Raw genomic sequence first — 4,797 nt, 5'->3', positions numbered from 1 at the left:
CCCCCCCCGGGCCCGAAACGCGCGATAATCCGCTACCGCACCTGCGGAACGACACCCCGTCACGAGACCAGCGCACCGGTCATCGGCGGGGCTTTTTCGTTTCCGGTCGCTACAGATTCGGACAACAGGAAGATCCAATGAAGTCGATTTGCGTTTACTGTGGTTCCAACCCCGGCAGCAAGCCGGTCTACACCGAGCGCGCCATCGCGCTGGGCGACCGCATCGCCCGCGACGGCCTGCGCCTGGTCTACGGCGGCGGCAACGTCGGCCTGATGGGCACCGTGGCCAACGCCGTGCTCGCCGGCGGCGGTGAAGTCACCGGCGTGATCCCGCAGCAGCTGGCCGATTGGGAAGTGGCCCACCGCGGCCTGACCGAGCTGGAAATCGTCGGTTCGATGCACGAGCGCAAGTCGCGCATGTTCGATCTTTCCGATGCGTTCGTCGCCCTGCCCGGCGGCTTCGGCACCATGGAAGAAATCTTCGAGATGCTGACCTGGCGCCAGCTGGGCATCGGCAACAAGCCCTGCGCGTTCCTGGATGTGGATGGCTTCTATGCCCCGCTGATCGGCATGATCGATCGCATGGTCGAAGAGCGCTTCCTGCACCCGGCCCAGCGCGCAGACCTGTGGTACGGCTCGGACATCGATGAGATGTTGGCCTGGATGCGTGCCTACGAGCCGGCGCAGGCCTCCAAGTGGATCGACGAAAAGCGGGCCAACGCACTGCGTTGATCCCTGCGGCGCCGCGACGGTTCAGGCCGTCGCGGTGGTCGCCATCGGGGCCGGACGGCCGAGCAGATAGCCCTGCCCGTAATCGCAGCCGAGCTGCAGCAGCGTGTCGTACTGGGCCTGGGTTTCGATGCCCTCACCCACCGTTTCGATGCCCAGCGTGCGCGCCAGTGACAGCACGCCCTGCACCAGCGCATGCGTGCTCTGCATGTCCTGCCCGTGCAGGCCGGCGATGAAGGATTGATCGATCTTCAACGTCGAGATCGGGAACCGGTGCAGGTAGGACAGCGCCGAGAAGCCGGTGCCGAAATCATCCAGCTGCACCAGCACCCCGCGCTCACGCAGGGTCTGCAGGATGCGCAGTGTCCGCGGGCCGTCATCGAGCAGGGCCACCTCGGTGATCTCCAGCCGCAACCGGTGCGGATCGGCGCCGGCCGCTTCGATCAGGCCGAACAGGCGCGTGCTGAAGTCGGCCGAACGGAAGTGCCGCGGCGAGACGTTCACCGAGAGGTAGCCACGGCCACCGCGCGCGAGCTGGGTGATCACCTGTTCGTACAGCAGCCAGTCCACCTGTTCGATCAGGCCGCTCTCTTCGCCCAGATCCAGGAACGCACTCGGCAGCAGCAGCCCGCGGCGCTCGTGCTGCCAACGCAGCAGCGCCTCGTGGCCGACCAGTTCGCCGTCGCTGAGCCGCACGATCGGCTGATAGAACGGCATGAAATCCCGGTTGATGATGGCCCGGCGCAGGTCCGCCTCCAGATCCAGGCTGCGCAGGGCCTGCTCGCGCATCGCCTCGTCGAACACCGCACAGCGATCATTGCCCTGCGCCTTGGCGCGGTACATCGCCGCATCCGCATCGCGCACCAGTTCCTCGCCGTTGCGGTAACGCGGGTTCCACATGGCGATACCCAGGCTGCCCGAGGGGAACAGTTCGCGCCCCTTCACCCACATCGACTCTTCCAGCGCTACCAGCATGCGCTGGGAAAACTCCAGCGCCGAGGCCAGGCCATCGCCGCACTGGAGCACGATCGCGAACTCATCACCGCCCAGCCGCGCGACCACGTCCTGCGCGGAGATCATCGAGACGATACGCTTGGCCACCTCCACCAGCATCTGGTCACCGGCAGCATGGCCGATGCTGTCGTTGACCAGTTTGAAGCGGTCCAGGTCCAGGAACAGCACGGCAAAGCCCTGGCTTTCGTTGGCGCGCGCACGCACGATCGCGTCTTCCAACCGATCCAGCAGATGCAGGCGGTTGGGCAGCCCGGTCAGCGCGTCGTGCATGGCCTGGTGGGTGAGGCGCTGTTCGGCACGCAGGCGCTCGCCGATCTGGCCCAGCAGTTTGTCGTTGACGTCGGCCAGCTCGCGGGTGCGCTCGTCCACCCGTTTTTCCAGATCGGCATGCGCATTGCGCAACCGCTCCTGGTCACGCTGGCGCGCCAGTCCGTTGCCGATGTTCTGGGCCACGAAGGTCAGCAGCCGCTGGTCGTGCACGGTGAACGCCACCTCCGGCGAATAACTCTGCACCACGATCACGCCGACCACATCGTCATCGCTCAACAACGGCACACCCAGCCAGCAGTTCGAGCGCGCGCCGAACTCGCGCACCACGCCACTATCGCGCAGCGCATCGATGCGCTCGCGCGTGGCCAGCAGCGGTTGCCGGTTGCGCACGATGAACTCGGTCAGGCCTTCGCTGAAGGGCCGTGGTGCGCGCGAGGGGTTGTACTCATCCACCGAGTACACGAACTCCAGCCCATCCCCCCTTTCATTGACCAGCGCGATATAGAAGTTGCGCGCATCCAGCAGCGTGCCAACGACCCCATGCACCTGGCCGTAGTACTGCGACAGCGACGCGGCACTCATCGCCAGCTCGGCGATGTTGAACAGTGCCAGCTGCAGCTTTTCGGCACGGCGGCGCTCGACCACCTCCTCCTGCAGATTGCGGTTGGCACGCTGCAGTTCGACCGTGCGGCGCTCGACCTGGCGCTCCAGCTGCACCTGCGCCTGGCGCCGGTCCATCGCGGTCAGGATGTGCTGGGCGACATAGCCCAGCAGGGTGCGGTCGGCCTCGCCATAGCGCGCGCGGTGTTCGTAGCTCTGGACCACGATCGCGCCGCACACGCGCCCGTCGCGCAGCATCGGCACGCCCAGCCAATCCAGGCTTTCCGGCCCACGCTCGGGGTCATGTTCGTCATCGAGGATGGCCAGCAGTTCCCGCGAGGGGCCGCTCAACGGCTCACCATGCCGCAGCAGCGCGAAGGTGAGGCTGCGCGGCATTTCGTGCTCTTCGTAGCTGCGATCCGGGTCAGCAACGAAATCATCTTTCTGGTCGGCGAAATACAGGAAGCGGACCCGGTGGCGGATGTCGTCGTATTCGACGATGAAACAGTTCTGCGCGTACATCAGCGAATTGAGCACGCGATGGAAGTGGCGCAGCATCTCGGCCATTTCCAGATCCGCACCGGCCAGATCGGCGATTTCATAGAGCGCCTGCTGCAGGCGTTTGGACTCTTCCAGGGAGGCGATCTCGCGGCGCTGCCTCGCCAGCAGCAGGGTGCTCTGGAACAGGGAGCGCGCCAACGCCCACCACGTGTCCGGCGGTGTCGTCCCGGCGGCCAGGGTCACGTCCAGCGTCAGGTCGGCGCCGCTGTGGCTCCAGCGCTGCTGCAGCGCCATGCCGGCCTCGGCCGCCTGACGCCACGCGGGAACAGGGCCCATCGGCGGGGTGCGGTCCTCAGGATGGTCCAGGGTGCCCTCGCCCAGCACCGGATCCGACCAGGCCAGCGTGATCGCCGCCCCTGCCGGCAACAGGGCGCACAACGCCGTGGCGACCGCGGCAGGGATCACCGCATCACCGTCCCGTTGCACTGAAGAGGTCACCATCTGGCTGGTCACGTTGCTCATCTCTCGGGTGCCGAGTGCCCGGCACCTCCCCTGTCCTGCGAGCATAACGCGCGGACCGGGGGGCAATGGAAGCGCTTCAACCCCGTCCGGCGCTGCTGGGCGTTGTTACTGCTGTGCCCCAGGTCATCGCCATGCCATCCCGCTCTGCCGCCCCGCGCGCCATCGACTATGCGAACACCCCCGCAGCGCTTACTCTGTGCGGCGTGGACGCCCTTGCCCTGCCGACCGATGAAGCGCTGATGCTGGCCTGGGCCGGCGGCGACCTGCGTGCGTTCGAAGCACTGTATGGCCGTCATCGCAGCCGTCTGTACAGCTTCCTGCTGCGCCAGCTGCGCGATGGCGCGCTGGCCGATGAGATGTTCCAGGATGTCTGGCAGCGCGTGATCGCCGCGCGCGCCGGCTGGCAGCCGGACGCCGCCTTCACCACCTGGCTGTTCCGGATCGCCCACAACCGCCTCAACGACCACTGGCGTGCGGCCAGGCACCGGCCTGCGGCCCCGATCGACGCCGATGAGCGGGTCGCGGCGATCGCCGATGCGCGCACGCCGGAAACCCAGCTGTCCGAGTTCGAACAACGCCGCCAGCTGCAGCTGGCCATGGAGCAGCTGCCGCCCGAGCAGCGCGAGGTCCTGCAGTTGCGCCTGGAACAGGAACTGAGCCTGGAAGAGATTGCCGAGATCACCGGTGTCGGCCGTGAGACAGTCAAATCGCGGCTGCGCTATGCCATGGACAAACTGCGAACGGGGTTGAGCGGATGAACCGCCCGGATCCACTGACCCCGGAAGAACGCGAACTGGCCCGGCTGCTGGGTCGCCCGAGTGCCACCAGTCCGGCGCCGGCGATCGACGATGCGGTGCTTGCGGCCGCCCGTGCGGCAGTGGAAGCACCGGCCGCAGACGCTGCAACCTGGGCGCTGCCGCCCGACACCGCTGTGCCTGCGCGACGCCCGCGCTCGCGCCTGCCGGCCGTGTTCGGGCTGGCCGCCTCGGTGATCTTCGCCGTGGGCATCGCCTGGCAGCTCAAGCCCGAAGACCCGCCCGCGCCGCCGCTGGCCGAACCGGTCGCCGCACCGGCATCGAGCGCTGCGGTGACCGAGGCTGCGCCGGCGATGGAGGCCGCGCCGCCACCGTCCCCCGCCGCGGCACCGCCGGCGGTCCAGCAG

The 4,797-nt window shown here is 67.6% G+C and carries 3 protein-coding genes and 1 pseudogene; 3 read left to right on the top strand and 1 reads right to left on the bottom strand.

Annotation, left to right across the window (positions count from 1 at the left end; translation table 11 throughout):
• Positions 1–137 precede the first annotated feature (137 nt).
• On the top strand, positions 138–731 hold the full coding sequence (locus ACE026_RS17225; protein ID WP_019183145.1) for an LOG family protein: 594 nt from the start codon (positions 138–140) through the stop codon (positions 729–731).
• 21 nt (positions 732–752) lie between these two features.
• Here ACE026_RS17225 and ACE026_RS17220 read toward each other — a convergent pair whose 3' ends face one another.
• Positions 753–3,635 carry an EAL domain-containing protein gene (locus tag ACE026_RS17220; protein WP_486040025.1) on the bottom strand — a complete coding sequence of 961 codons (2,883 nt, stop codon included), beginning with the start codon at positions 3,633–3,635 and terminating at the stop codon, positions 753–755.
• 203 nt (positions 3,636–3,838) lie between these two features.
• Here ACE026_RS17220 and ACE026_RS17215 point away from each other — a divergent pair, with 203 nt between their 5' ends.
• A complete protein-coding gene (locus ACE026_RS17215) occupies positions 3,839–4,393 on the top strand; it encodes an RNA polymerase sigma factor (RefSeq protein ID WP_313211589.1) in 555 nt (184 codons plus the stop codon).
• Positions 4,390–4,797, top strand: a pseudogene (locus ACE026_RS17210) (hypothetical protein); the annotation flags it as partial. The gene ACE026_RS17215 and the pseudogene ACE026_RS17210, both read left to right, overlap by 4 nt.

The sequence above is a fragment of the Stenotrophomonas sp. AGC87 genome (assembly GCF_057333975.1).
This window is presented reverse-complemented; position numbering and strand designations above follow the sequence as displayed.

Excerpts from the sequence above, each read along its gene's own strand:
- ACE026_RS17220 (WP_486040025.1), bottom strand. The coding sequence starts at position 3,635 with ATGAGCAACGTGACCAGCCAGATGGTGACCTCTTCAGTGCAACGGGAC.
- ACE026_RS17225 (WP_019183145.1), top strand. The coding sequence starts at position 138 with ATGAAGTCGATTTGCGTTTACTGTGGTTCCAACCCCGGCAGCAAGCCG.